The organism is Chryseobacterium sp. L12, assembly GCF_056133985.1.
The window spans coordinates 303,526-330,346 of sequence record NZ_JBVYOF010000001.1 but is presented as its reverse complement, the minus strand read 5'-3'; the positions used below and the strand labels follow the sequence as shown (position 1 = coordinate 330,346).

The 26,821-nt window shown below is 31.8% G+C and carries 24 protein-coding genes; 2 read left to right on the top strand and 22 right to left on the bottom strand.

Features of this window, described 5'->3' with window-relative positions; all coding sequences use genetic code 11:
* Positions 1-105: 105 nt before the first annotated feature.
* The 4 genes from lpxA to AC0NBN_RS01560 all read right to left on the bottom strand — a co-directional run bounded on the left by lpxA (position 106) and on the right by AC0NBN_RS01560 (position 4,610).
* Entirely contained in the window at positions 106-894 is a 789-nt protein-coding gene (gene lpxA, locus AC0NBN_RS01575; protein WP_089743099.1) for an acyl-ACP--UDP-N-acetylglucosamine O-acyltransferase, read from the bottom strand.
* The gene (locus tag AC0NBN_RS01570; protein ID WP_160811470.1) at positions 895-2,292 is read right to left on the bottom strand and encodes a bifunctional UDP-3-O-[3-hydroxymyristoyl] N-acetylglucosamine deacetylase/3-hydroxyacyl-ACP dehydratase; all 1,398 of its coding nucleotides are present in this window, start codon (positions 2,290-2,292) and stop codon (positions 895-897) included.
* On the bottom strand, positions 2,285-3,316 hold the full coding sequence (gene lpxD / locus AC0NBN_RS01565) for a UDP-3-O-(3-hydroxymyristoyl)glucosamine N-acyltransferase (RefSeq protein WP_143883970.1): 1,032 nt from the start codon (positions 3,314-3,316) through the stop codon (positions 2,285-2,287). The genes AC0NBN_RS01570 and lpxD overlap by 8 nt, the downstream gene beginning before the upstream one ends.
* An 88-nt stretch (positions 3,317-3,404) precedes the next feature.
* Positions 3,405-4,610: an HD domain-containing protein gene (locus tag AC0NBN_RS01560; RefSeq protein ID WP_160811471.1), complete on the bottom strand. Its 1,206-nt coding sequence runs from the start codon at positions 4,608-4,610 to the stop codon at positions 3,405-3,407.
* Between the two features lie 255 nt (positions 4,611-4,865).
* On the opposite strand from AC0NBN_RS01560, the gene porX reads away from it, so the two are divergent.
* Together porX and AC0NBN_RS01550 are read left to right on the top strand one after the other, a co-directional pair.
* Complete coding sequence (gene porX / locus AC0NBN_RS01555; protein WP_160811472.1) at positions 4,866-6,410, top strand: T9SS response regulator signal transducer PorX; 1,545 nt, start codon at positions 4,866-4,868, stop codon at positions 6,408-6,410.
* A gap of 96 nt (positions 6,411-6,506) precedes the next feature.
* Positions 6,507-7,271, top strand: coding sequence for an exodeoxyribonuclease III (locus tag AC0NBN_RS01550; RefSeq protein WP_143883973.1), 765 nt, complete (start codon positions 6,507-6,509; stop codon positions 7,269-7,271).
* A gap of 54 nt (positions 7,272-7,325) precedes the next feature.
* Here the strand turns inward: AC0NBN_RS01550 and AC0NBN_RS01545 are convergent, their stop codons facing one another.
* From AC0NBN_RS01545 to AC0NBN_RS01460, 18 genes are all read right to left on the bottom strand, one after another.
* The gene (locus AC0NBN_RS01545) at positions 7,326-8,462 is read right to left on the bottom strand and encodes an aminotransferase class I/II-fold pyridoxal phosphate-dependent enzyme (protein ID WP_160811473.1); all 1,137 of its coding nucleotides are present in this window, start codon (positions 8,460-8,462) and stop codon (positions 7,326-7,328) included.
* Positions 8,463-8,534: 72 nt separating this feature from the next.
* Entirely contained in the window at positions 8,535-9,521 is a 987-nt protein-coding gene (locus AC0NBN_RS01540; RefSeq protein ID WP_160811474.1) for a peptidoglycan bridge formation glycyltransferase FemA/FemB family protein, read from the bottom strand.
* Positions 9,522-9,529: 8 nt separating this feature from the next.
* A complete protein-coding gene (locus tag AC0NBN_RS01535; RefSeq protein ID WP_160811475.1) occupies positions 9,530-10,231 on the bottom strand; it encodes a GNAT family N-acetyltransferase in 702 nt (233 codons plus the stop codon).
* Positions 10,209-10,823 (bottom strand): sugar transferase, encoded by a 615-nt coding sequence (locus AC0NBN_RS01530; protein WP_160811476.1) that lies wholly within the window; start codon positions 10,821-10,823, stop codon positions 10,209-10,211. Before AC0NBN_RS01530 ends, AC0NBN_RS01535 begins: the two co-directional genes overlap by 23 nt.
* A 6-nt stretch (positions 10,824-10,829) precedes the next feature.
* Complete coding sequence (locus AC0NBN_RS01525; protein ID WP_160811477.1) at positions 10,830-11,318, bottom strand: LbetaH domain-containing protein; 489 nt, start codon at positions 11,316-11,318, stop codon at positions 10,830-10,832.
* Position 11,319: 1 nt separating this feature from the next.
* Positions 11,320-12,468 (bottom strand): glycosyltransferase, encoded by a 1,149-nt coding sequence (locus AC0NBN_RS01520; RefSeq protein WP_474466669.1) that lies wholly within the window; start codon positions 12,466-12,468, stop codon positions 11,320-11,322.
* Positions 12,455-13,420, bottom strand: a complete 966-nt coding sequence (locus AC0NBN_RS01515; protein WP_160811478.1) for a glycosyltransferase family 2 protein — start codon at positions 13,418-13,420, stop codon at positions 12,455-12,457. The genes AC0NBN_RS01520 and AC0NBN_RS01515 overlap by 14 nt, the downstream gene beginning before the upstream one ends.
* Positions 13,420-14,511 (bottom strand): EpsG family protein, encoded by a 1,092-nt coding sequence (locus AC0NBN_RS01510; RefSeq protein ID WP_160811479.1) that lies wholly within the window; start codon positions 14,509-14,511, stop codon positions 13,420-13,422. The genes AC0NBN_RS01515 and AC0NBN_RS01510 overlap by 1 nt, the downstream gene beginning before the upstream one ends.
* 96 nt (positions 14,512-14,607) lie before the next feature.
* A complete protein-coding gene (locus AC0NBN_RS01505; RefSeq protein WP_160811480.1) occupies positions 14,608-15,693 on the bottom strand; it encodes a glycosyltransferase in 1,086 nt (361 codons plus the stop codon).
* Positions 15,690-16,745, bottom strand: coding sequence for a polysaccharide pyruvyl transferase family protein (locus AC0NBN_RS01500; protein ID WP_160811481.1), 1,056 nt, complete (start codon positions 16,743-16,745; stop codon positions 15,690-15,692). The genes AC0NBN_RS01505 and AC0NBN_RS01500 overlap by 4 nt, the downstream gene beginning before the upstream one ends.
* A 1-nt stretch (position 16,746) precedes the next feature.
* A complete protein-coding gene (locus AC0NBN_RS01495; RefSeq protein ID WP_160811482.1) occupies positions 16,747-17,766 on the bottom strand; it encodes a glycosyltransferase family 2 protein in 1,020 nt (339 codons plus the stop codon).
* Positions 17,757-18,374: an acyltransferase gene (locus AC0NBN_RS01490; protein WP_474466654.1), complete on the bottom strand. Its 618-nt coding sequence runs from the start codon at positions 18,372-18,374 to the stop codon at positions 17,757-17,759. The genes AC0NBN_RS01495 and AC0NBN_RS01490 overlap by 10 nt, the downstream gene beginning before the upstream one ends.
* Positions 18,371-19,744 carry an oligosaccharide flippase family protein gene (locus tag AC0NBN_RS01485; protein WP_160811483.1) on the bottom strand — a complete coding sequence of 458 codons (1,374 nt, stop codon included), beginning with the start codon at positions 19,742-19,744 and terminating at the stop codon, positions 18,371-18,373. Before AC0NBN_RS01485 ends, AC0NBN_RS01490 begins: the two co-directional genes overlap by 4 nt.
* 140 nt (positions 19,745-19,884) lie before the next feature.
* A complete protein-coding gene (gene gmd / locus AC0NBN_RS01480) occupies positions 19,885-20,955 on the bottom strand; it encodes a GDP-mannose 4,6-dehydratase (protein ID WP_160811484.1) in 1,071 nt (356 codons plus the stop codon).
* Between the two features lie 68 nt (positions 20,956-21,023).
* Positions 21,024-21,980 carry a GDP-L-fucose synthase family protein gene (locus AC0NBN_RS01475; RefSeq protein ID WP_474466649.1) on the bottom strand — a complete coding sequence of 319 codons (957 nt, stop codon included), beginning with the start codon at positions 21,978-21,980 and terminating at the stop codon, positions 21,024-21,026.
* Between the two features lie 8 nt (positions 21,981-21,988).
* Entirely contained in the window at positions 21,989-22,981 is a 993-nt protein-coding gene (locus AC0NBN_RS01470) for a sugar phosphate nucleotidyltransferase (RefSeq protein WP_160811485.1), read from the bottom strand.
* 103 nt (positions 22,982-23,084) lie between these two features.
* Positions 23,085-24,392, bottom strand: a complete 1,308-nt coding sequence (locus tag AC0NBN_RS01465; protein ID WP_160811486.1) for a nucleotide sugar dehydrogenase — start codon at positions 24,390-24,392, stop codon at positions 23,085-23,087.
* Between the two features lie 46 nt (positions 24,393-24,438).
* A complete protein-coding gene (locus tag AC0NBN_RS01460) occupies positions 24,439-26,805 on the bottom strand; it encodes a GumC family protein (RefSeq protein WP_474466644.1) in 2,367 nt (788 codons plus the stop codon).
* Positions 26,806-26,821 lie beyond the last annotated feature (16 nt).

Below are 26,821 nucleotides of genomic sequence, written 5' to 3'. Positions count from 1 at the left end.
GTTTAAAAGTTTCGGGTTAAAGTTTTTGGCTCAAATCCGATGATGTATGTTTAATATTATATTTCCTTTTTTTTGATTGGGATTCTCAAGAATTAGTGAAAAGTATTACTCTTTACCTGTTCCGTATCCTTTTACAATACCTCTCGGCGAATTTTGGATAAACTGAAGAATTTCGTCTCTTTCAGCAGTAGGCAGCATTTCCTTTTCGATATATGAAACTGCCTGAGAAACATTCATTTTCATCTGGAATATGGCTCTGTAGATTTTCTGGATTTCGAAAATTTTCTCATTGGAAAATCCTCTTCTTCTTAATCCTACCGAATTGATTCCTGCATACGACATAGGTTCTCTTGCAACTTTCACATAAGGCGGAATGTCTTTTCTTACCAAAGTTCCTCCGGAAATCATGACGTGTTTACCAATTTTGCCGAACTGATGTACCGCAGATAAACCTCCCATTACCGTATAATCACCAATTTCTACATGACCTGCAATACCGCATCCATTTACAATGATGACATTATCACCAATCACGCAATCGTGAGCAATATGGGATGTTGCCATAATTAAACAATTGGCACCTATTTTTGTAAAGCCCAAAGCTTTTGTCCCTCTGTTTACCGTTACACATTCTCTGATGGTGGTTTCGTCACCAATTATCGTCTGTGTATCTTCTCCGTCAAATTTTAAATCCTGAGGAATTGCTGAAATTACGGTTCCCGGAAAAATCCTGCAGTTTTTGCCTATTCTCGCTCCATCCATGATGGTTACATTCGATCCTATCCAGGTTCCCTCACCTATTTCCACATCACCTGCAATGGTTGTAAAAGGTTCTACAACTACGTTTTTGCTGATTTTTGCACGCTTATCAACGGCTGCTAACTGATGAATCATTTAATCAATTTTATTTTTTGCAACCTGAGCCATTAATTCGGCCTCCACCGCAACTGTATCTCCTACGTATCCGTAACCCTGCATGTGAACAATACCTCTTCTGATAGGTTCCATCAGTTCAATTTTAAAAATCATTGTATCACCCGGAACTACTTTTCTTTTGAATTTCACCTTATCAATTTTAATGAAATAAGTTGAATAGTTTTCCGGATCCGGAACGCTTGCCAAAACAAGAATACCTCCTGTCTGTGCCAATGCTTCCACCTGCAAAACTCCCGGCATTACAGGCTCTTTCGGAAAATGCCCGATGAAAAAAGGCTCATTAAAAGTTACATTTTTTAATCCTACAACGTGAGAATCTGAAAGTTCTAAAACCTTATCAATCAACAAAAACGGATAACGGTGCGGCATTAATTTCATAATACCGTTGATGTCAAAAACCGGTTCTTTTGTTAAATCAAAATCCGGAACGTTTTTCTTTTTCTGTAATTTCCACTGTCGGTTTAGTTTTTTTGCAAACTGTGTATTGACAAAATGTCCCGGCTTGTTGGCAATTACTTTTCCTTTAATTTTCACTCCTGCCAAAGCTAAATCACCAATCACATCAAGTAACTTGTGTCTTGCCGCTTCGTTAGGATAATTTAAAGTCAAATTATCTAAAATTCCGTTCGGTCTGATAGAAACATTATCTTTTCCGAAGGCTTTTTTAAGTTTTTCTGTAGTTTCAGGAGTGAGATCTTTGTCCACATAAACAATAGCATTCGATATATCTCCGCCTTTGATTAGTCCATGATCCAAAAGCATTTCCAGTTCGTGCAGGAAGCTGAATGTTCTTGCTGAGGAAATTTCTTCTTTAAATTCACAAATATTTTTCAGAGTAGCATTTTGAGTTCCCAAAACTTTAGTTCCGAAATCAACCATTGTAGTTACTTCATAAGTATCTGAAGGAATGATGGTTATTTCTGAACCTGTAGCAGGATCACTGTAGCTGAGAACTTCTTTTACTACAAGGTATTCTCTTGCGGTATTTTGTTCTACAACACCAACGCTTTCAACAGCTTCTACAAAAAACTTTGATGAACCATCTAAAATAGGTGGCTCAGAAGCATTCATTTCCAGAATTGCATTATCTATATCACAGCCTACCAAAGCTGCTAAAAGATGTTCGCAGGTATTGATTTTTACGCCCAGTTTTTCAAGAGTAGTTCCTCTTTCTGTAGCTACAACGTAGTTTACGTCTGCTTCAACCTGCGGATGTCCTTCCAGATCTGTTCTTACAAAAACAAAACCTGTATTTTCTTTAGCAGGCTTAATGGTTAGTTTTACTTCTTTACCCGTATGAAGACCTATTCCAGAAAGAGAAACCTCTTCCTGAAGGGTTTTTTGCATATCACTCATTAGTTTTATCTTTTGAGTTATTCTCAAGATTATTTATTCTTTTTACAATTTCCGGAAGATTTCTGAAATGCACATAGCTTCTCAGATAATCATTATAGCTGATCGCAGGTGATCCGTACATTGTTTCTCTGTCATTCACACTGGAGTTTACACCGCTCTGCGCCTGAATTTTCACCTGATTTCCGATTTTGATGTGTCCCACGATTCCCACCTGTCCTCCAATCTGATTCCAGTCACCGATGGTTGTAGAACCTGCGATTCCTGCCTGAGCTGCAATTACATTATTGGCTCCTATTTTTACGTTGTGAGCAATCTGTATTAAATTATCTATTTTGGTTCCTTTACCAATCACTGTGGATCCTATTGTTGCACGGTCGATACTGCAGTTAGAACCAATTTCAACATTATCTTCAATGATTACATTACCCAGTTGAGGAATTTTCTGAAAGCCTTCCGGAGTTGGCTGAAAACCAAAACCATCACCACCAATCACCGTGTTGGAATGTATAACACAATTGTCACCAATGATGCAGTAATCATATATCCTTGCTCCACTGTCAATTTTACAGTTTTTTCCTATTTTAACACCTTTTCCAATGTAAACTTGTGGGAAAATCTGAGTTCCGTCACCAATTTTAGCTTTTTGAGAAACATAAGTAAATGCGCCAATATAAACTTTCTCGCCAATAACGGCAGTATCATGAATAGAAGAGCCATCTTCAATACCTTCTCTCCTCCCCTGCATTTCCTGATAAAGATTCATCAGAATCTGAAAAGAAAGATAAGCATCTTTTACCGAAATAATAGTTGAATTGTACTGACTTTTGGTAATGAGTTTCTCACTTACGATAAGAACAGAACATTTTGAAGTTTCGAGATGATGAGCAAAACGATCCTGAGCAATAAACGAAAGATGCCCTTTTTCACCGCTCTCAATAGGAGAAACGCCCGTTATAAGTGAGTTCGCATCACCTATAATTTTTCCATCAATAAAACTTGCAATCTGCGAAGCTGTAAATTCCATATTCTGCAAAGATAAGAAATTCTGTAATTCGCAAACATTTTTTTAATTTACGGCAGGTCGTTTTTAAGAATATTTATGAAAAAACAAATTATATTCTCGGAAAAGCTAGAATATATCTCTTGGTTTTATTCATAATCAACCCTGATAAAAGCTGATCTTCCGACTCGTTCAGCTTGATGATTTTACCGCTTTTCTGCAAGAGATAAATAGGCTGTTTTTCTGTATTATAAGGTCTGAGTTCTCTTTGTATTTCATTCACCAATTCTCGTGCATTATCAATTCCGAAAAATTCGTTGCTGATTTTTATTTTTTCATTAATAAAATCCTGTTCAAATGGCCTAGAAGAAATAATTGTTTTGGGAAGATTTCTCTTGACCACACATCTGCACCAGTAAGACAAAATAAAATCATCTGCAGTCTGCCATAGTTTCATAGCCTGAATAATGTCATTATCATCCAGCTCAGTAAAACGCAGAATATCTTCTTCTGTAGCTGCAGATTTACCTCTGTTCAGAAAATATCTCAAATTTTCCGTTGAAGGCAGATCTATTCCCTGGGAAGTTAAATATTTAGCTCTTTCTAAAATTTTCACCAAAATAAATTCGGCCAAAGCTGATGTCTTATGATAGTAAACCTGCCAATACATAAACATTCTCGCTGTTAAAAAATTTTCAATGGAATAAACTCCTTTTGCATCAATTACCAGCTCATCTTCACAGACATTCATCATGGAAATAATTCTTTGGGTATTAATATTTCCTTCAGAAACACCGGTAAAAAAGCTGTCTCGGTTCAGATAATCTAATCTGTCAACATCCAGTTGAGAGCTAATTAACTGATTGAAAAATTTCCTGTGATATTTGCCCTGAAACATCTGAATTGCGACCGACAGCTGTCCTTCAAATTCATCATTCAGCCTGTTCATCAACAACAAAGAAAGATTTTCATGATGCCAGTCATCCATGAGCATACTTTCTAATGCATGTGAAAAAGGACCATGTCCAATGTCGTGCATTAAAATCGCCAACATGGCTCCTTTTTCTTCATCTTCTGAAATTTTTACTCCTTTTTGCTTTAAAGTCTCTAAAGCAGTAAACATAAGATGCATGGCTCCAATCGCATGATGAAATCTTGTATGTGTTGCTCCCGGAAAAATAAGGTTAAGAAGACCTGTTTGTGAAATTCTCCTTAATCTTTGGAAATACGGATGCTCAATTACATCAAAAAGAATTTCGTGAGGAATTTTTATAAAGCCATGTACAGGATCGTTGATGATTTTAAGCTTGTTCTGCATAGAAATTAGGATGAAGTATGCAAAATTAACCTTTTAAAGCTAAAAACAGCCATGGTGAATATTATTATTACTACAATTTAATTTGCATCCTTTAAGATTACAATATTTATCATATCTTCATATAAAAATTGCATTTTAATTAATGATCAAAATTCTTTTAACTAAGATTTAACTTTTTAGCAGAGCATTTTGTGAGAAATTAAAAGTAATTGGTCGTAATTTTGATGCCATTACTCAACAAAAAATAAAACTTGTATGTCAGATAAAATATTATGGATTGATGATGAAATAGATTTGCTGAAACCGCATATCGTTTTTCTTGAAAAAAAAGGTTATCAGGTAACGCCTGTTAACAATGTAAATGAAGCTTTAGAACTTATTGAATCTGAAAAATTTGCGTTAACATTAATCGACGAAAATATGCCCGGAATTTCGGGACTGGAAGCTATTCCGATGATTAAACAAATAGACAGCTCGCTAAAAATCGTAATGGTTACCAAAAGTGAAGAAGAGCACATTATGGAAGAAGCCATCGGTTCACAGATTGCCGATTATATCCTAAAACCGGTGAATCCCAATCAGATACTGCTGTCGCTGAAAAAAAATCTTCAGGAAGATAATCTGGTAGAACAGAAAACTATTTTGCAGTATCAGCAGGAATTCAGGAACCTTTCTATGGAACTTTCGTATCTCCAAACGTACCAGGAATGGGCAGATTATTACAAAAAAATCATCAATTGGGAACTGAAATTCGATAAAGTAACCGATAATGAATTTGCAGACCTTTTGCAGTCACAAAAAGAAGAAGCCAACATTCAGTTTGCCAAATTTATCGAAAACAATTATGAAGAATGGCTGAAAGGCTCGGAAAAACCGATGATGAGCCACACTCTTTTTAAAGATAAGATAAAGCCGGAGGTTGAAAAAGATAAAGTTCTTCTTTTAATGATTGATAATCTCCGCTACGATCAATGGAAAGTAATTGAACCGCTTTTCACAAAATTTTACAACAAGATTTCGGAAGATTATTATTACAGTATTTTGCCTACAGCGACTCAGTATGCGAGAAATTCTTTCTTTGCAGGTCTTCTGCCTTCAGAAATTGAGAAGCGTTTTCCGGACAAATGGTTTAATGATAATGAGGAAGGAAATAAAAACGAATTTGAGCGTGATTTTCTTGAAGATCAGATGAAAAGAGTCGGTCTTAATTCCAAATCTATGAAATACCTGAAAGTATTGAATGCCGATTTTGAAAAAAAGATTTATGAAGATTTTAATCAGCACAAAAACAATGATCTTCTGGTAATTGTGTACAATTTTATTGATATTCTGTCTCATGCAAAAACCGATAATCACATTGTAGACCAGCTTATTCGGGACGATAAAACATTCAGATCCCTGACTATGAACTGGTTTGAAAATTCTTCATTGGTAAAAATCATCAAAACCGCAGCTGAAAACGGATTTAAACTGGTCATTACGACCGATCACGGAACTGTTTATGTCAAAAAACCAAGCCGGGTTGTAGGCGACAGAGAAACCTCAACCAACATCCGCTATAAAACCGGAAAAAGCTTAACCTATGACGAAAGCGATGTTTGGGCAATAACAAATCCTGAAAAGTTATTTTTACCTAAAGGAAATCTAAGTTCAAAATATATTTTTGCTAAAAATAACATCTTCCTTGCTTATCCCAAAAATTACAATCATTTTGTAAATTACTATAAAGAAACATATCAGCACGGCGGAATTTCTCTGGAGGAATGCATTATTCCGATCAGTATTCTGGAACCAAAATAATCCGGCATGAATTTTAGCTTTAATTGCTGATCTAAATTTAAACTGATTCGGGCGGAAAACTTAAACTTTCCGCCCGAATTTTTATATTTTTGAATTATGAGATTAATTACCTACAACGTCAACGGAATACGTGCTGCATTTACCAAAGATTTTTTAAACTGGCTGAAAACTGCTGATCCGGATATTATCTGTATTCAGGAAAGTAAAGCAGGAACCGACCAGATTGACATCGAAAGCCTTGAAAAAGCAGGCTATCACAGTTATTGGCATTCCGCAGTAAGGAAAGGCTACAGCGGAGTGGGGATTGCTTCAAAAATAAAACCCAGTCACGTAGAATATGGCTGCGGTATAGAAAGTTATGACAATGAAGGAAGAATAATCCGTGCTGACTTTGAAGGTTTTTCGGTTATTTCAGTATACGTTCCGTCTGCTTCCAATATAGAAAGACTGGATTTTAAAATGCAGTTCTGCTATGATTTTTCAGATTATATTAAAAATCTAAAGAAGACTATCCCTAATCTCATTATTTCAGGAGATTTTAATATCTGTCATCAGGCAATAGACATTCATGATCCTGTGCGTCTTAAAAATGTATCCGGATTTTTACCGATGGAACGTGAGTGGATGACTCGATTTATTGATGAATGTGAACTGATCGACAGTTTCAGATATTTTAACGCTGAACCGGATAATTATACCTGGTGGAGTTATCGACAGAATTCCAGAGCTAAAAACAAAGGATGGCGTTTAGATTATAACTTCACTTCGTATTCACTGAAAGATCAGTTATCCCGTGCTGTTATTTTAAAAGAGGCAGTGCATTCTGATCACTGCCCCGCTTTAGTCGAAATTATGGTATAATTGGTTTATACTTTTAAGAGCCGTTTTTAAAAATTTATCAACAAAAAAGAATCTTTATTTATTAAAAAAATTATTAATCATTGTTCTAATTCTTTCACGGTCTTCATCTGTAAGATTTGATCCGGAAGGCAAACATAGACCGTCATTGAACAGATTTTCGGAAATATCCGTTCCATAATACGGTGCATCCGCAAAAACAGGCTGCAAATGCATCGGCTTCCATAAAGGGCGAGATTCAATATTGTCCTCAAGAAAAGCTAATCTTAAATCTTCACGATTCTTCCCGGTAATTTCAGGATTTACTACAATAGCAGATAACCAATGATTAGAAAAATAATCAGCAGTTGGTTCTGAAAACACCTCAACACCATTGATGTCATTGAATATTTCAACATAGAAATCGTGCATTTTTCTGCGTGCTTCTACTCTATCATTCAAAACTTCCATTTGTCCACGACCGATTCCTGCTACAATATTACTCATACGATAATTATAACCAATATGAGAATGCTGATAATGAGGGGCATTTTCTCTCGCCTGCGTCGAAAGAAAAACCGCTTTATCTTTATCTTCCTGAGTATGGCAAACCAATGCTCCTCCACCCGAAGTAGTGATGATCTTATTTCCGTTAAACGATAAAATTCCAAAACGTCCAAAAGTTCCGCAGGCTTTGCCCTTATAAGTAGAACCTAAAGCTTCGGCAGCATCTTCAATTACAGGAATTTCATATTCCGAAGCAATTTTTAAAATCTCATCCATCTTTGCAGGCATACCATACAAATGAACAACGATAATCGCTTTTGGCTTTTTCCCCTTAGAAATTCTGTCTTCCACAGCTTCTTTTAAAGCAACCGGACACATATTCCAGGTATCTTTTTCGGAGTCAATGAAAACGGGAGTTGCTCCACAGTAAGCTATCGGATTGGCAGAAGCTGAAAATGTCATAGACTGGCAAATCACCTCATCGCCATGCTTTACATCACATTCAATTAAAGCTAAATGCAGCGCAGCAGTACCGGCAGAAAGAGCCGCAACTTTTACATCTTCGTTTAAAAAGGTTTCCAAATCTTTTTCAAAACCATCTACATTAGGACCTAAAGGCGCTACCCAATTGGCTTCAAAAGCTTCGTTTACATATTTTTGTTCGTTTCCGCCCATGTGTGGAGAGGAAAGCCATATTTTGTTTTGCATAATTATTAAGATTACTGTATGTATTAACCAAAAATAAAAAAACGATTATAATTTTTAACCATTTTAGATATGTCATTTTTTTCTATAAAGCGGAAAAAATTCTGAAATATTTTTTCTATCTTCTTTATCAAAGTTAGAAGTTAAATTATTATAAACATCTTGATTGTGAACAATTCTAAGGGTAGAAAATTTTATTTTTTCGTTAGAAAATCCTTCTTTAAATTTATATAAATTGTCTTCACTACCTCCAAGACCTCCACCTAAATTAAATTTCATATTACTATTTGAATGAGAATTTATTATAAAATCAAAAAGTAATTTTATAGGCGCATCTTGAAGAAATTCTGTTAAGGTTCCTCCTAAATGATATTGGATAATTTCAGAGCTTATCACAAAGAATGCTGCTGCACATAACTTTTGGTCTGGCGATTCTACAAATAATAATTTGCATTTTTCATTTTTCATCAGCGCAACATAATAATCTTCTTCAAAAAAATAAAATTCTTTAGCATCTAACCTTTCCATCGTATGGTTATAAATTGTGATAAATTCTCTTATATCTGAAACATCACCCTGCTTGATATTAAATCCTCTTTTTTGGAGTTTCTTAATTCCTCTTTTATGATTTGAAGAATAGAAACTATATAATTCATCATAATTTTGATTTAAAGAAAAAAATATTACGCGCCCATGCAAAACTTGAGCTATTCTCTTATTCTCTAAAAAAATATAATTATTAAAAGGATGTAATCTTATAAAAGATGTTATAATATTATTAGCTTTACAGTAATTGTCGAAATGATGTATACCCTCCATAATAAATTCTGGAGAATCATTATTACTAAGAAAACCTGAATAACCATATGGACTGATTAAATCATAATAATCTTTCTCAATCAGTCTTTTAATGACGGGAATAACAAATGTTGCATTTTCACTTTCATATTTATAGTACAATGCTATTCCACCTATTTTTTCCGCTTCCATTCTCAGATAAAATGGCTTTTGATAAAATTCAAGATTTTTAAAATTATTGAGTTCTATATTTTCAAATAACATATTCTTATTTATTTCAAATTTTGTAATATAGTTGAAGTTGAGACCAGCATTTTATGACTTACATCCCAAAATGATAACGCATTATTTGTTAACTTTTGGTCACTTCTAGTCAGAACAATATCATATTTTTTAAAATTGAACATTAGATTCGCATCATGAAGCATAACGGATTTACCATTAATTACTGTTGCAATCTTGTTATCATTAATAAAAATACTTGTAAAGCCCGCGTCATCTTTTTTAGTAACGTAATCTTCAGAATAAACATCAGAATTTTTTACTTCATAGAAAAATGTATTCTCTAAAATTTTCATTCCTAACTTTTTATACCATTTCAATGCTATATCATTTGATTGAAAAACATTAAGCGTAAACATTTCTTTATTGCACAATTTTATTACTGCGTATAAAAATTTCTGCGCTAACTTCTTGCCTTGGAAAGATTTCAATAAAAAAATATTGTTAAGATAAAGCTCATTTTCTCTAGCAATTAAGTGCATAAAACCAACAGTTTCATTTTCAAACTGCAGCCAATAAAATAGATTACTGTCTAGATCAATAATTTTTTTCAGGTAGTTAATATAGTTAGGATCAAAATAAATTAGGCAATCATTCCATTTGGTATCCTTATACATCTCTTTTAAATATGAGCTGAGTAATTGAATATCAGCAGCCGTATTTTTAATTCTAATTATGCTTTCGTTCATCATCTAAATCTTTCATTATTGATCTGGGATCTACTACTATATTTTTTGATTTAACCACGTTCTTGAGTGTTAATAAAAAAATTTTTATATCAAATGATAAAGAAATATTCTTTACATAATCAGTATCATATTTAAGTCTTGTGTCCCATTCAACTGTATTTCGACCATTCACTTGAGCCCAACCCGTAATACCTGGTCTTACTAAATGACGCATTTTTTCTTCTTTTGTGTAAAAATTGAGATATTTTATTAAAAGAGGTCTGGGACCAATCAAGCTCATGTCACCTTTTAAGACATTAATTAATTGTGGAAGCTCATCTAAAGATGTTTTTCTGACAAAAGCTCCTATTGGAGTAAGTCTTTCCGCATCAGAAAGCAAATTACCATAAGGATCTTTTTTATCATTCATGGTCTTGAACTTAATAATATTAAATATTTTTTCATTTAATCCTGGACGCTCCTGAAAAAAGAAAGGTTTACCATCATTTGCAAAATACAAAGCAATGGTTACGATAATAAAAATAGGACTTAATATTAGCAATCCTAAAAATGCTGTAATGAAATCAACAAATCTTTTAAAAAAAATTTTGTACATAAATTATTAATTTTTTAAAATAATTTTAGGTTTTTGAAGTACTACAGTAGCATTTTCTGGAATATCTTCAACAACAATTGCATTTGCGCCTATTTTTGCATTGCTACCAACATTATATCCAGGCAATAAAACCGAACCAGTTGAAAACATAACACTATTACCTATATGACTACCTCCATGAGCTAATGTTACACCATGAAATATTATCGAATTCTCACCTATTGTAAGATCATGCCCAATAATAATATTCTTAGGACCATGTGGCAAATGAGGAGGGGTTTTGAACTTCGATCCTGAGTTATAATTTGTTCCAAATGAGCAATTGAATTTACTATCAATCTTTTTTATATAATATAAATAATACAACTTTAAAAAGATGTTTTTATAATTTGGATCTACTACTTTACTTCTTCGTTTCCAATATTTTTCATGATTGTACCCTTGTATAAAAGATAAAACACTATGACCTACTTTACTATTAAAATTAAATCCCATATTATTTAGATAAAGTAATAGATTTATAATAATGAATTGCTTTACGTAAAACATCTTCATGATTGTAGTTTTCAATTACATTATTTATACAAAATTCTTTCATTTCAACTAACTTGTTTTGCATTAAATATACTTCAGACATTTTACTTTGTAGTAATACCTTATTTTTAGAAGGTATTAAAAACCCATTTTTGTCTTCTTTTATTATTTCCTCGTAACCAGTAATTCTTGACGCTATAATAGGTATTCCCATTAAATTGGCTTCCAATAAAGACAAGCCAAATCCCTCTCGATAAGATGGTGACACAAAAACATTCATTAACGAAAGATATTTTTTGACATCCTTTTGAAAACCAACATAAATTATATTAGGATTGTTCTCTATGGTAAACTTTGTCGAATTTTCTAAAGGATCCAAATCATCTTCATATGAGCCTACTAAAATTAACTTTATTTGTTTGTTTTTTTGATTTAACGAATCAAATGAAGAAACAAGTTCATTAATTCCTTTATCACCTACGAGACGACCTATAAAACCGTAAACAAAGTCTTCTTCAGAAATACATAACTCTTCACGTAATATTTTTTTATTATATTTAGCATTAACATATTCGTCAATGAACATTCCGTTTGCACTACCATTATGAATCACATTGATTGTCTTACTTGTTAATTCCTGATTAGCTTTTATTTTAATCCCATTACTAACTGCTATAATATCGGTTGCACAGAAACAAGCAACCTTTTCCATACCTTTAAGTAATTTTCTTTTTAAACCTTTGGCACCTTCGTACCTTAAACCATGTATATAATATATCCTGTTAGGAACTCTGGTCAAAAATCCAGCTAATAGACCAAGTAGAGAAGCTTTAGGTGTATTACAATGAATAATAGCGGGATTAATTTTTAAAAAATAAAATACTAAATTAAGTAAACTTTTCAGATCGTTAATTAAAGATATATTTCGATTGATTTTTATTGCTCTAAAAGCTACATTTTCCTGACTCGCAATTTCAATTAGCAATGATGATGGTGAGCTGACTAATGTTACATCATAAATATCATTTAATTTACTTATTTGATCTCTGAAAAAATTTAATGAAATTGGAACCGTAGTTAATAATATAAACTTAGATCTACTTTTCATCATATTTTATTTTTAAATAGTATTTTATAATAAATAATCCAAATGGAAATTTTAAGATTTTTCGAAAAAAATCCTTTTTTCTATGTTTTAATTTACAACTTAAATCATATAAATTGCTGTTTTTCAATTCATCAGTTTTTTCTAATAAAAATTTATCACCAAGATTATTTTTAAGCGTATGGAAAATAATATCAACCGTTAAGTAGCAAAATCTTTCGTGAATAAATTTCATTTCCAAATTTGAAAGTTTCATATTTTTTGTAAAATCTCTAATATAGTATCCTACTTTTATCATGTCATTTACAAGTTTTACTTTTCGTTCTTTATTAGAATTTCTTGTTATAGAGTTTTCTACTTGAACAAAATACTGTATGGATTCATTAAAACTTTTTATTCTTTTACAAAAGAAAAAAGTTCTAGTATTAAATTCAAAATCTTCTATGTATATCTGTTCTTTAAATAACAAGTTGTATTGAGACAAAAAAACTTTAGAATATAGCTTATTACATACTGAGAACATTGAAGGGTAAATACTGTAATAGGAAATCCCATCTAATGGGTTAGTAACATTTTCCGCATTAAATTCGCTAATTATATTATTGTCGAAAGTAATATTTTTTGAAGAAAATTCTATAATTTCCGATACTTCTTCATCTAAAAACTGAAAATCTTGTTTGATTAAGATATCATCTGCGTCTAAGAATAGGATATATTTTCCTGTCGCATTTTTAATTCCTAGATTTCTTGCACCACCCAATCCTTTATTTTTTTGAGAAAAAACCTTAATCCTTTTGTTTATTCTAGCCAAATCATTTGCAATATCAATAGAATTATCAGGAGAGCCATCATCAATCATTAGTATTTCATATTCAATATTATCAATTTGAATATTTTTAATGCATTTCTCTAAATATTGAGAAACATTGTACATTGGAACTATTATAGATAACAACATTAATTAAATTTTATTACGGTCATAAAAAAAGTAAAACCAAAATAAGCAAGCATCACATAAACGATTGCTCTGTATGGGTTATTAAACAATTGTCTCTTAAGTAAAGGATAAATAATCACTAAAGCCATCAAAAACCAAGATAGATAGGCAAAACGATTAGAGAAATTCGCTTTTATTACCAAAATCCAAAGAGCATTAGATATCACATATGTAGAATAGATAATTCTATAAATATTATCATTAAATTTCTTTTGGAAAATATAAAAATATCCGGCATAAACAGCAGAAAAACTGTATAGAACAAAATCCCACCTAAACCCAGTACTACTAAAATTATCGTTATTTATATTTCCTGCCGTCAAGTAAGATGTCCGGTCATCCTCAATTAATCCTGCAAATAATATTTGTAATGTCTCGCCTAAAAATAATGAAACTGGTATACATGTAAACCAAAAATATAGAAGGTATTTTGGCTTCTGATATAATATTGCTATAATTAAGGCTATTGTTGGAATTATCATTGAACTATGAAATTGTATTGATATAAAAACTATCAATATCCGCAACCATTTTTTGTTTGTAGCAAAAACCAATAAAAAGATCGACGTTGCGACTCCATTTCTGATTCCATTAGTACCATAAGCCCAAAAAGAAAATGAAGCTATAAAAAAGAAAAAAGAGTAAAATGCGTATTTTTTAAAGAGAATTTTAGAAACAACAAATAAAGGAATAACATATAAGCAAGCCAACAAAAAAAAATACTGATGGGCATTAATTACTTTTGATGAAAAATATGTCAGATACCAAAAAAAATAATCAGATTTTACCTTATCAGTACTTCCTCCATTTTTATAATATTCAAATTCGTAGTTGTAAGTTGTCATATCTAAAAACTTCCCATGAATTGGTCTGAAACCAATATAAAATAATGTAAAAACAAATAGGAAGACTAATAGAATATTAACATTGAATATATTTACCGCATTTTTTAATCTGAATTTCAGAGAATATAAAGTAACAAGTAATAATATTCCAAGCAGAATATAATTGTAGACATTACTATATAAATCAATGGGGATTAAATCAAACATATAATTTATTAAAATGATTAATCAAAATATAATTTTAATAAGTGAACCGTATTTTTATTTTAACTTTTAATTTGAAAATATTGTTTTGATTCTGAATTAAATATCATTATAATAAGTTATCAACTGTTTTAAACTACCTTTTGTGCTAAAACCCTTGTTTTCTAAAGCGTTCAAATGACATTTATCTATTTTTTTCAACCCTTTCATTTTAAGCAACTTATCAACCCACAAATCTAAATTTGAAGCCAGTGATTCAAATTGAACCAAACCAACTCCCAAATCGACTTCTTTGGCAACATTTGTAGAAATTAATGATGGTGTACCTGCTACCTGAGATTCTACCAATACTACAGGAAACCCTTCATGTAATGATGGCAATATCATGCAATCTGAACTGCTCAATATTGCAGGAATATCTTTTCTTAAACCAAGAAATTCAACTTTGGAATCCAAACCAAACTCTTTAACTCGTTTCTCCATCGTTTCTCTCAAAACACCATCTCCAACAAATATCAATTTAAAATTAATGTTACGCTCATCCATATATTTTGCCAGCTCTATAGAAAATGAATGATTTTTCACCTCCAAAAACCTGCCTATTTGACAGATTAAAATTGTATTCTCATCACATTTTAAATCATTTCTAAGATTATTATCTTGAGTAAAGTCATCAAAATTTACAGCATTAGGTAAATATAGAAATCTATTTTTTTTATAAAATAAATAGCTACCCGCTTCATTACCACAGGCAATATAACCATTAGAAAAAGTATTAATAAGAAATTTTGATATATGATAATAAATTTTACTAGAAAAATTATCTGCATTACCGTTGGATGTATTGTGTGAATGCGATATTCTTTTTTTTAATCCTGCTAAATAGGCTCCAAAAACATTGAATCCGTTATTGAGTAACGTATGTGTATGAATTGCATAAAATTGCTCGTTCGATTTTAAAAACTTATATGTTTCCCAAAATCTGCCGATTGTACCAATACTTTCAACTCTATAAATTTTACCACCTAATCTTTCAATTTCATCATCGTAATCACATTTCTCATTTGTGAAGTACAGAAAATCAAACTGGTACTGATCCCTATCCAACACTCTGTACAAATTAATCAGCATCGTTTCGGCTCCAGCTCTGTTCATAGAACCTATAATATGAAGAATTCTTTTCATAATATTAATTCATTTGAAAGAATTGTAAATTCTTTTTCTAATTGAGAAAATTCTGATCTGAAAAAATTACTCTCCGAAAGTATTTTACTTATTTTCTCCTCCGAGAAATTATCAATCAGCCAAACAGAACTACAGTCTTTTATCCATTCATAAGAACCTTTTACTTTATGATTATTATTTTGAAAAACCAAACAAGGAGTATTTGTTATGTAACAAAAAATCATTCCGTGCAATCTATCTGTAATTACCAATTCTGCTTTTTTGAAAGTATCCCAGATTCTCTTAAGTTCAAGCTTTCTTTCATCAACAGTTAAATAATTTTTATTAATATGAGTATCATAAAAAGTAAAAGTGTCAAACCTTTTCTTTACTAAGTCAATAAGCAGATCATTTTCTGATTTTTTCAATAACTTTTCGTCATCATTTCTCAAACAAAATACAGCTCCTTTTCTTTCAAAAGTAGGATTACTTTCATTGAGACTCATCACAATATCAGGGGTAAGAATAATTTTATTTTTAATAAAGTACTTCTTCATCAAATCAAACGTAATTTTTTCTCTAGAAACAAACACCAAATTTTGGTGCTTACTATATGTTTCTACTGCTTTTTCCAAAGCTTTAGATCCCTTTGCTGTATCAGAAAAATCAAATGTTTGCGGAAAAGATATAACTTTATTTTTTGGGAAATTTTCTACAACCAGCTGTCGGTAAAATTCTATCTGATCATACAAGTCTCCCAGATTACCACCTCCAACTGTTGTTACAATATCTTCTTTACCTATTGCTTTTTTTACAGCGCAAATACCTTCAAGGGTCTTACTAATAGGAATTTCAATAATTTTATAATCCGTAAGAGATTTTTTTAAAAATTCTGTTTGGGCATAAGTAATCGCTACATCTCCCAGATTACCGTAATCTGCCGCCAAAAAAATAAATGCTTTTTTTTGTTCACCTTTTTTGAGGTTGGAAAAAAATCTGCTGGTTTTAAATTTTTGTAAAAACAGAAGAATTCTTGTTTTGGTTTCGAATGAAAAATAATTACTTATAAACATTTTATTTTTTTATTTTGCAGAGTAGATATAATAAAAGCGAAGTTTGTGCGCTGATCATTGTTTTGTAAAGTTTATCATAAATACTCACTGCTTTATAATACCTTATATATTTTTGTGTTTCACTGTGATTAATAATCATTTTTATATAATCAAGTTTTTCTTTTTCGGATAAATTATTTTTAAATGCAAAAAGATTATTTATACAATATCTTATACCTGATACAATGACTTTGGCTAATATTGTATTTTTATTTTCTACAGAAATTTTCCATGAATTTAAAAAAAGTTCCATGGAGTTTGCTTTTTTTAGATATAGTTCAAAAGAGTTTGTATGAAAAGTTTTGATTAAAGATTCTGATGGTCTGTTTATATAATGATATAAAGTATCATTTATAAAAATTAATCTATCAACACTTTTATATACTTTTGAATTAAATAAAATATCTTCTACTAGAGAAACTCCTTTATCAAAAATAATATTATGATCTCTTAAAAACTTTGTTCTGTAAATTTTATTCCAAGCATATCCTAAAAGATTGATCATATTTTCATCCAAAGAAAAATCGTCTTTACCTTTAACGAATTCGATATTTTCACTTTCAATTTTTTGTGCTGATAATAGTTTTTTGTTTAAATCTTCATTATCAAGGAAATAGCCAAAAATAACAACATTTACATCATCTTCATCGAAGAATTTAAATGTAGATTCTAATAAGTTCGGTTCTATCCAATCATCACTATCAATGAAATATATATAGTCTCCATTAGCTTTATTGAGTCCAAAGTTTCTTGCATCAGAAAGTCCCCCATTAGGCTTCTCATAAATAGTAATTCTAGAATCTTCGAAAGTCTCTGCTATTTGTTTACTATTATCTGGTGAGCCATCAATGATAATTAACAATTCAAAATTTGTATATGTTTGTTTTAAAACACTTTCAATACTTTTTGCAATGTATTTTTCAACATTGTATACAGGCATAATTATTGAGACTTTTCTATCTAAGTAATTACTTATTTCCATTCAACATTTTCTTTAATTATTTTAGCAGGAGTTCCACCTATTAAACACTTTGGAGGAAAACTTTTATTAACAATTGATCCCGCAGCAACTATACAACCATCTCCCAATGTAACACCTTTTAATATAATAGAATTCATTCCTATCCAAACATTATCTCCTAAAGTTATTGGAATTGTAGGAATATAATTATCCTTTAAAATTGTATGAGCATCACTATCCCAAATTGAAACATTTTCAGATATAGCAACATTACACCCAATATTAATTTCATTAAAACATCTTATTTTAACGTTTCTATTAATATATCCACTTCCCAAATTCAATTTTGCATTATCCATAATGACAATATGACCACCATTGTAAATACTGAAATTTCCATTAACATTTATTTCCGATCTTTTCCCTAATTCTAAATATCCAACATTAGGTTCTGGATATCTAAATGACTTATTAAAGTGAAAAAAACCTTTATATATATTTATATTACCGTTATTTACATAAATTTTGTTTTTACCGAAAAAAATTAATGAAAATTTCTTTCTTACACCTTTTATCCTTAACGAAACAAAAACTGAATAAATTTTAGAAATTTTATTACTTAATCTCATTTTTTAAGCTTTAAGTCAGATTTATTTATTATTACAACCATAATCAAGAAAAATATAATATTTACAATTTCAAATATAAAATTACCATAATTTAATAATGAACTAATAGTAAATAATATCATAAAGATGAAAAAATAGTTTATAGGAAATTTTATTTTAAAAAAGTTTTTAGTCTGATAAATTCTTATTAACATTAGTACCAAATAACCAAGAACAATTGCCCAGCTTGCACCGAACAATCCAAAACGAGGAATTAGGAGAAATGATAACCCAACAGTAACAATACCTCCAAAAATGCTGCTTGTAAATGCCCCTTTCGTTTTCTTGGAGCTAAGATACCCGGTTCCGTAAAATCCGGCTATTGAACTGAATATGATGCTTAATAAAAGTAAAGGAGTATATTGCCATGCATCAAAAAACTCTTTACTTACCATAAATGATAATGCAATCTTATTTGCAGCAACTATAAGAATTGATAAGGAAAATAATATTCTGATATAGTCTTTCAAAACTTTAGAATAATATTCGTCTCTATCTTCTCTTTCATAACTTAGAATCGCTTTTTCCTGCCAAGCAAGGTAAAACACGTTTACAATCATCAATAATATAGTTGGGAGTTTGTAAGCAATTGCAAATATACCATTGGCTGCAGCTCCTAAGTACATCAGGATAATATAGCGATTGGCAGAGGAAATTGCCCACCAACTTAATGAATTAGGAATAAGAGGAGTAGAATACCTCAACAAATCCTTACTAAATTTAATACTCGTATGATTCAAATCAAAAAATGAATATAATTTTCCGGCAATCAAAAGTACAAAGCTCATCATTATACCAGCTAATATGTTTGAATATAATAAGCCTTCCACTTTTAAATTCAGTACCGTTAGCGCAAGTATTGCTAGACCAACATATATCAATGTATAGATTATACCAGCCCATACATACAATCCGTTTTTACTAAGTCCACGAATAAATTGTAAAAAAAACAGATAGATGGATTGACAACAAACTAAAACTAAAAGTAGATTGAAAAATTTAATAGGAAAATAATAATTATATATGTACATGAAAATGTACAATAATAGGTGAGAGATTATTAGGATTACAGATATGGTTGAAAAAACATTTTTACGATTTTCAACTGTGTCATCACTTAACAGCCATCTAAGTGCAGCATCGGTCAATTGAAAGGTTACAAATGGGCTTAATAAACTCAATGTAATTAAAATTAAATCATAGGCACCAACATCTGCCTTAGAAAGATAGAAAGTGGTAAAAAAAACTAATATGAAACTAATAATTTTTGACGAAAAGTTTCCTATAGAATATAATATGGTTAAATTTAATAAACTTTTTTGTTCTTTCAATTTACTGCATTTTAAAACATTACTTAAAAAAATTTAATCTATAATAATAAAACGAATATTATAGCCAAATTCAAGATTTATTATATAGTTAGTTTTCGAAATAAGATTTACAATTACAAATTTTCATTATGAAATATTATCTATTGCTGTAAATCAGAAAAAACCATCTCCTTTACCAAAGCCTGAAGATCATATTGAGGTTTCCAGCCCAGCTGAGTTTTTGCTTTTGTAGGATCGCCAATCAAAAGATCAACTTCTGTTGGTCTGTAATAATCCGGATCTACTGAAACTACCGTTTTACCAATTTCAAGTTGATATAAAGGATTATTGCATGCTTTAACCTTTGCAATTTCATTTTCATTTTCACCTTCAAAGGATAATTCTACCCCGATTTCATTAAAAGCCATTCGTACAAAATCTCTTACCGAAGTGGTTTCTCCCATAGCAATCACATAGTCTTCAGGCTTTTCCTGCTGTAGGATTCTCCACATAGCCTCTACATAATCTTTGGCATGTCCCCAGTCACGAAGCGCATTCAGGTTTCCTAAATATAAACACTCCTGTTTGCCTTTGGCAATAGCAGCCACTGCCATGGTAATCTTTCTTGTTACAAAAGTTTCTCCTCTTCTTGGAGATTCATGGTTGAATAGAATTCCGTTGCAAGCAAACATTCCGTAAGCTTCGCGATAATTTTTGGTAATCCAGAAGCCATATATTTTGGCAGCTCCATACGGCGAACGGGGATAGAAGGGAGAGTTTTCATCATAAAAACCCGCCGCATTTTTATTTTCCGGAAGACCTCCATACAATTCAGAGGTTGAAGCCTGATAAATTCTTGTTTTCTTTTCCAGACCTAAAATCCTAACAGCTTCAAGAATTCTTAAAGTTCCGATTCCATCAACATTAGCAACATATTCCGGAGAATCAAACGAAACTTTCACATGAGACATCGCACCCAGATTATATATCTCGTCCGGCTGCACTTCCTGTATAATTCTGATGATATTGGTTGAATCCGTCAAATCACCATAATGTAACGTAAAATTAACATTCTGCTCATGCTGATCCTGATAAAGATGGTCAATTCTTTGGGTATTAAATGAAGAAGCTCTTCTTTTAATACCATGAACTCTGTAGCCTTTTTCAAGCAAAAGCTCTGCTAAGTATGAGCCGTCCTGTCCGGTAACTCCTGTTATTAATGCTGTTTTCATCTTTTGGATGTATGCTTGTTTATTATTGATGAATGATGTTTGATAAGTAATTTTTAAAGCAAATAATATTAAGACATTTTTACCTGTTTGAAATTATTAAGGTTTTCAAGAAACCACTGATAGGTTTTCGTAATTCCTTCTTCAAGCCCGATCTGATGTTTCCAGCCTAATTCGTGCATTTTTGAAACATCCATCAATTTTCTGGGAGTTCCATCTGGTTTTTCAGAATCCCAGACAATTTCTCCAGAGTGACCTGTTATTTTCTGAATTAATTCAGCCAGATCTTTGATCGTTAAATCCTTACCAGTTCCCACATTGTATAAGTGTTCCGGAAGTTTGTTTTCTAACGCAAAAACAACAGATGCTGCCATATCATCCACAAAAAGAAATTCCCGCATTGGCGTTCCGGATCCCCATAATGTTACCGGTGCGTTGTTATTTTCTTTTGCTTCATGGAACTTTCTAATCATCGCAGGTAAAACATGAGAGGTATTCAAATCAAAATTATCATGTGTTCCGTATAAATTGGTCGGCATCAAAGATACATAATCCTTACCGAATTGTTTTCGGATAGACTCTATGGCTTTAATTCCTGTAATTTTGGCTACCGCATACCATTCATTAGTTGGTTCTAATGAATCTGTTAAAAGATATTCTTCTTTAAGCGGTTGAGGTGCCAGCTTTGGATAAATACAAGAAGAACCCAAAAAAATGAATTTTCCAACATTCATCTTTAAGGAAGCATCTATCAGATTATTCTGAATCTGCATATTTTCCATCAGAAACTGGTAAGGGTAGGAATTGTTTGCTAAAATACCTCCAACTTTTGCTGCTGCATCAATCACTGCAGAAGGTCTATTTTTTTCAAAGAAATCTAAGACTTCGCTTTGATTCCGTAAATCTAATTCTTTACTTGTCATTCCCAACAAGTTCGTATATCCTTTTTCCGAAAGCTGTCTCCAGATAGCAGATCCTACCATCCCTCTGTGACCTGCAATATATATTAATGAATCTTTTGAAATCATATTATTTATTACCTTAAAATGGATTGATATTTTTCCAGCTGATTATATATTTTCTTTACATCCTGCGATTTCTCCTTCTGAAGAATAAGAATTGCATCTGGTGTATGTACAAGAATTGAATTGCTAAGTCCTACAAAAGCCGTGAAAATTTCAGTACCAATGACCATATTTCCGTTTTCATCTACAGGATGACCGGTAGAACGCAGATAATCATACAATGATTCAAAAGAGCCTAAATCATTCCACCGAAAATGTGCAGGAACGACTTTAATTTTTTTGGATCTTTCCATTACTGCATAGTCAATACTGATGGAAGGAACTTTCTGAGAAGCTTCTGCATTTAAGCATTGATCAAAAGATGTCTGCCACACCGCTTTACACTTATCTAATAGTTCTGACTGATAGACTTTAAGTTCCTCTAAAAGAACACCTGCTTTAAAACAAAACATTCCTGAATTCCAAAGAAACGTTCCTCTTTCTAAAAATTCCTGCGCTGTTTCAGTATTGGGCTTTTCTCTAAAAGACAACACATCTTTACCCTGATACTCAATGTATCCGTAACCTGTTTCAGGTTTTGAAGGAACAACACCAAAGGTAACAAGAAAGTCTTTTTTTGCCAATTCAATAGCTTCTTTTATTGCTTTTTCATAAGCATCCTGATTTTGGATGAGATGATCAGATGGTGTAACAATCAATACATCGTCCTCATCAACAGCTAAAGCTGCAAATGCAATAGCAGCAGTTGTATTTCTGGCTACTGTTTCTGTAATAAAAGTTTTGGGAAGCGAAATATCCTGCAAAAGCATTTTACTCCACTCAATATGATCTGTGTTTCCTACAACCATAATTTGATCTACTACTTCCTGATTACGTTCCGCAGTCAATTCAAATAATGATTTGCCAGAAAATAATTTAAGAAATTGTTTAGGATGCTGTTTCCGTGAAAGAGGCCAAAGTCTGCTTCCTACACCTCCCGATAAAATTATGTTGTATATTTTCATAACTTACAATACAAAAATGTACTTATTGCTTTAATTTTGTGATTTACTAAATTATTAAATTGCCTAAAGATTTGAAGATAACCAATCTTGTTAGTCAATTAAATTAGAGCCGTCTGCTGATTATTTCTTTACTAAGAATTCCTTTTACATCATATATCACTCCATTTCCATTCAGGAACTTTTCTAGATCTAACTGCAGAAATTCCTGATGAGATACAGTTAAAACAATAGCATCATACTTTTCATTTTCAGAAAGTTCCGACAGACAATCAATATCATATTCGTGCTTTACTTCATCAGTATTTGCCCAAGGATCAAAAGTAACTACATCCGCTCCGTAATCCTGCAAATGGGTAATAACATCTATAGCTTTTGAATTTCTTATATCAGGACAATTTTCTTTAAAAGTGATTCCCAGATTTAAAACTTTTGCACCTTTAATCTTAATATCATTATCAATCATCAACTTAACAACCTGTGATGCTACAAAAGCTCCCATTGAATCATTTAATCTTCTCGCAGCTAAAATTAATTCAGAATAATATCCTATTTCCTGAGCTTTTTGAGCAAGGTAAAAAGGATCTACTCCAATACAATGTCCTCCGACTAGACCTGGTTTAAATTTAAGAAAGTTCCATTTAGTTCCAGCCGCTTCTAAAACGTCATGGGTATCAATATCCATTAAAGAAAAAATCTTAGCCAACTCGTTCATGAAAGCAATATTCAGATCACGTTGAGAATTTTCAATAACTTTTGAAGCTTCAGCAACTTTAATAGTAGGTGCTAAATGTGTACCGGCAACAATCACCGATTTGTATAAGTCATCAACAATTTTTCCTATTTCAGGGGTAGATCCGGATGTAACTTTCAGAATTTTCTCAACCGTATGTTCTTTATCACCAGGATTGATTCTTTCAGGTGAATACCCTACGAAAAAGTCTTCATTAAATTTCAAACCTGATATTTTTTCTAAAACAGGAACACATTCTTCTTCAGTGACTCCAGGATAAACCGTTGACTCGTAAATAACTATATCTCCTTTGGATAATACATGACCAACCGTTTCACTTGATTTGTACAAAGGTGTAAGTACTGGACGATTATGCTTATCTACAGGCGTGGGAACAGTTACAATATAAATATTAGCTTCAGAAATATCTTTTGCATCGGAAGAGCAATATAGTCCATTAATTATTTCTTCATTTCCTATTAAAGGGTTTTCTTCTAAAAGAACCGCTCTCAGTAGATCGTCATCAACTTCTAAAGTAGAGTCTCTTCCACTTTGTAGTTCAGCGATTCTATCTTTATTAATATCAAATCCTATAACAGGATATTTTGTAGCAAAAAGTCTCGCCAAAGGCAACCCTACGTAACCAAGACCTATTATTGCAATTTTTAACTGATTTTTCATATTTGTGGAAAATGACTATATGTTAATACTATTTAAGCATTGCAGTTTATTTTTTGAATAGCCTGCTCCACCATGTTTTTTTTGACTCTGCACTGTATCCGTAGCCATATTTATAGCCGTAGCCATAGCCGCTATGAATTTTATTCACATCGTTCAAAACCAAGCCTACATTTTTAATCTTTTTATCTTTGACTTGTGTATTAATAAAACCTAACAATTCCTTTTCTGTATAACCCGACCTTGTTAAATATACGGTAATGTCAGCTACATCAGCAATCAGAAAAGAGTCTGTCACCAGCATGAGCGGTGCTGTATCTAATAAAATATAATCATACATTGGCTTCAGAGCTTCTATTAGCTCCTGATACCTTCCATTTGATAAAAGCTCAGTTGGATTCGGCGTAATAGCACCTGAATAAATAACATCACAATGAGGATTAAACGAGGTGGTGTGAATAATTTCAGAAGCTTTCATCTGATCATCATACATAAACTCTGATAAACCTATCAAACCTCTCCTATTTTCATTATATCTTTGCAACTGTGGATTTCTGATATCAGATCCAATAATAATTACTTTTTTTCTTGGTGTTGCTAAAGTAAGAGCCAGATTTACAGAGGTAAATGTTTTACCTTCACCTTTCACCGTAGATGTTACAAAAATAACATTTCCTTTTTTGTTTTTGGGGAGCATAAAATTGATATTCGTAATCAAAATTCTAAATGCTTCTGCCAAGGGAGACAGGTCATTGAGCTGTACAATTTCAGGTTCTCCTTTTTCTAATGATGGAAGCTCGCCAATTACTGAAGCACCAGTAAGCAATTTTTCTACATCATTTTTTGTTTTGATTTTATCGTTGAATAATTCTATTAAATAAATAATCGCAAAAGGAATAAGTAAACCTATGATTAAAGCTCCTAAATAAATTATTTGTTTTTTAGGAGATACCGGTTGTGGATTAGTCAACGGATCATCAACTATTCTGGCTTTGGGTGCTGCAATCGCTAAAGATATAGCTGCCTCCTCTCTTTTTTGTAAAAGTAAAAGATACAACTGTTCTTTGATATTTTGCTGTCTTTCAATACTTCTGAATAATTTTTCCTGCTGTGGTATTTTAGAAATTCTCCCGGATAATCTGCTTTGTTCAGATTCAATAATATTTCTTGAAATCTGCAAAGCCGACCTGCTTTTTTGAAGACTTTGGATGATAGAGCTTCTCATACTATTAATCTGACTTGTAACATCCTGAACCATTGGATTTGCAGAAGTAGAATTTTCAAGCAGCCTGTTTCTTTCAATAATTAATTGATTGTACATCGCTATGTCAGAAGAAGTATTAGAATCTGACAAACCAACATTCAAAGGTAAAACCTGATATGATCCCTGTCTGTTGATTGAATTTAAAAGACTGTTAATTAATTCAAGCTGAGATTCATTTTCCAGTTGCCTTTGTCTTCCTTTCATTTCTGTTTCTAAGGACATCTCTGCCTCAGTCTGGATATCAGCAATATTATTTTTATATTTAAAATCTTCTTTTTGAGATTCTACCTTTCCAAGTTCCTCACCAATAAGCCTGATTCTGTCATCAATAAATTCTGCTGTTTTCTGAGCTTCAGAGTTTTTGTCTTTTACAGCTTCACGATTGTAATTTACAGCCAATCGCTCTAAGATGTCTTCTGCTTTAGAAGGTAAAGGATAGTTGATTGCAATTTTTAAGACTGTAGCTTCTTTCTGAGCCAGACTAACATTTAATATTTTCAGGTAATATCTTGCTCTGTTGATTCCTGACATAAACTGCAGAAGATAGGTATCATTGTTATTTTTACTGTAATTAAACTTAGGATTTTTTTGAAACATGATAACACCAAAAGGCATAGCAACTGATTTATTAAAATCAGCTTCTATGCTTTTTTTAAAACTTTCTGACTCAAGGATAATTTTATTTCCTTTAATTTTTGCAGTGACTTCTTTTGACGGATATTTGCCTTTAGAGTTTTCGGTAATAATTCTTACAATAAAAGGAGCAGTATCTTTATAAAGTTCAGCATCTTTTATATTTCCCTTAGAATAAATATTGGTTTCCAGACCCAATTCACGTACCACGGAAAGCATTAGTTTTTTAGACTTCAAAATTTCAATTTCGTTGTCTACAGAGTTGGTTCCCATACCACCAATTCCACTCAGTTCAGAAATCACAGACATATCTGGCTGTCCTGCACTGGATTTTTTTACTTCTTTAATGAGTAAAGTAGATTCTGTTCCATAGACAGGAACAGAATATCTTAAAAAAAACCATGCCAGTATAACAGCTCCTACTGCTCCGATGACAAACCAATACCATCGATGGAAATACGGTTTTATAAACTCTCTTATGTTTAAAGATTCTTCTTCTTCCTGCAAATAATTCTCCACAATAAATATAGGTTGG

Bases quoted from the DNA above. Each gene is read 5' to 3' on its own strand.
- AC0NBN_RS01545 (WP_160811473.1), bottom strand. From the start codon at position 8,462: ATGCAAAACAAAATATGGCTTTCCTCTCCACACATGGGCGGAAACGAA.
- AC0NBN_RS01470 (WP_160811485.1), bottom strand. From the start codon at position 22,981: ATGAAAATATACAACATAATTTTATCGGGAGGTGTAGGAAGCAGACTT.
- AC0NBN_RS01495 (WP_160811482.1), bottom strand. From the start codon at position 17,766: ATGGAAATAAGTAATTACTTAGATAGAAAAGTCTCAATAATTATGCCT.
- gmd (WP_160811484.1), bottom strand. From the start codon at position 20,955: ATGAAAACAGCATTAATAACAGGAGTTACCGGACAGGACGGCTCATAC.
- AC0NBN_RS01530 (WP_160811476.1), bottom strand. From the start codon at position 10,823: ATGTACAAAATTTTTTTTAAAAGATTTGTTGATTTCATTACAGCATTT.
- AC0NBN_RS01570 (WP_160811470.1), bottom strand. From the start codon at position 2,292: ATGAGTGATATGCAAAAAACCCTTCAGGAAGAGGTTTCTCTTTCTGGA.
- AC0NBN_RS01525 (WP_160811477.1), bottom strand. From the start codon at position 11,318: ATGGGATTTAATTTTAATAGTAAAGTAGGTCATAGTGTTTTATCTTTT.
- lpxA (WP_089743099.1), bottom strand. From the start codon at position 894: ATGATTCATCAGTTAGCAGCCGTTGATAAGCGTGCAAAAATCAGCAAA.
- AC0NBN_RS01490 (WP_474466654.1), bottom strand. From the start codon at position 18,374: ATGAGATTAAGTAATAAAATTTCTAAAATTTATTCAGTTTTTGTTTCG.
- AC0NBN_RS01560 (WP_160811471.1), bottom strand. From the start codon at position 4,610: ATGCAGAACAAGCTTAAAATCATCAACGATCCTGTACATGGCTTTATA.
- AC0NBN_RS01520 (WP_474466669.1), bottom strand. From the start codon at position 12,468: ATGATGAAAAGTAGATCTAAGTTTATATTATTAACTACGGTTCCAATT.
- AC0NBN_RS01540 (WP_160811474.1), bottom strand. From the start codon at position 9,521: ATGTTATTTGAAAATATAGAACTCAATAATTTTAAAAATCTTGAATTT.
- porX (WP_160811472.1), top strand. From the start codon at position 4,866: ATGTCAGATAAAATATTATGGATTGATGATGAAATAGATTTGCTGAAA.
- AC0NBN_RS01515 (WP_160811478.1), bottom strand. From the start codon at position 13,420: ATGTTGTTATCTATAATAGTTCCAATGTACAATGTTTCTCAATATTTA.
- AC0NBN_RS01475 (WP_474466649.1), bottom strand. From the start codon at position 21,980: ATGATTTCAAAAGATTCATTAATATATATTGCAGGTCACAGAGGGATG.
- AC0NBN_RS01500 (WP_160811481.1), bottom strand. From the start codon at position 16,745: ATGTTTATAAGTAATTATTTTTCATTCGAAACCAAAACAAGAATTCTT.
- AC0NBN_RS01535 (WP_160811475.1), bottom strand. From the start codon at position 10,231: ATGATGAACGAAAGCATAATTAGAATTAAAAATACGGCTGCTGATATT.
- AC0NBN_RS01465 (WP_160811486.1), bottom strand. From the start codon at position 24,392: ATGAAAAATCAGTTAAAAATTGCAATAATAGGTCTTGGTTACGTAGGG.
- lpxD (WP_143883970.1), bottom strand. From the start codon at position 3,316: ATGGAATTTACAGCTTCGCAGATTGCAAGTTTTATTGATGGAAAAATT.
- AC0NBN_RS01505 (WP_160811480.1), bottom strand. From the start codon at position 15,693: ATGAAAAGAATTCTTCATATTATAGGTTCTATGAACAGAGCTGGAGCC.
- AC0NBN_RS01510 (WP_160811479.1), bottom strand. From the start codon at position 14,511: ATGTTTGATTTAATCCCCATTGATTTATATAGTAATGTCTACAATTAT.
- AC0NBN_RS01550 (WP_143883973.1), top strand. From the start codon at position 6,507: ATGAGATTAATTACCTACAACGTCAACGGAATACGTGCTGCATTTACC.